Annotated in this window: 2 protein-coding genes; both read right to left on the minus strand. The window is 43.0% G+C overall.

The features are described from left to right. Positions 1 to 200: response regulator (locus B7Y67_RS19435; protein WP_293600038.1), on the minus strand; the 200-nt coding region annotated here is incomplete at its 3' end. A 3-nt stretch (positions 201 to 203) separates the two neighbouring features. Further along, a partial coding sequence (locus B7Y67_RS19440) for a hypothetical protein (protein ID WP_293600039.1) occupies positions 204 to 591 on the minus strand: 388 nt, incomplete at its 5' end.

Below are 591 nucleotides of genomic sequence, written 5' to 3' on the forward strand. Positions count from 1 at the left end.
AGGACATCGTATCCATTCATCTCCGGCATAAGTACGTCCAAAAGAATCAAATCAGGTATTGGGTCTTGACCTGCAAGCTCCAGCGCTCTCGCGCCACTCGTGGTTACTTTGATTGTATAGTCTTCATTTAGTAGTTGAGCTAATATCTGAATATTGCTGGGGGTATCGTCCACTATTAATATAACTGGCTTGCCATTCATCGCCTACTCCAATTCTGCCATAATGGCTTCAATTTGCTTAAGTACCAGATCCGTATCAAAACGATCTATATGCCCTTTTAATGTATTTAAGCGCGCCGTTAACACTTCATCAGTATAGTCGGCAAAAATCCCAAACGCATCGGTATCGATATACGCCCCCGCTTCGATCTCTTTTTTGAGATCTTGCAGCTTGATAGCCATTTGCAGAGGGTCGATGCGTTTTTTCTTAACGCTTGGTTTAATCTCTTTGGCAAGATGTGATTCAAACAGCGCAAGCGTCTCATTAAGTACCTGCTCGCACTCGCCATAGCCAGCTTTGACATCATCAAGCTTTTTATTTTGAGCCAACTCTTCTAAGTGCTTAGCGATGTCTTGCAGTTTTAAAGCACTG

The sequence above is a fragment of the Polynucleobacter sp. 35-46-11 genome (assembly GCF_002281105.1).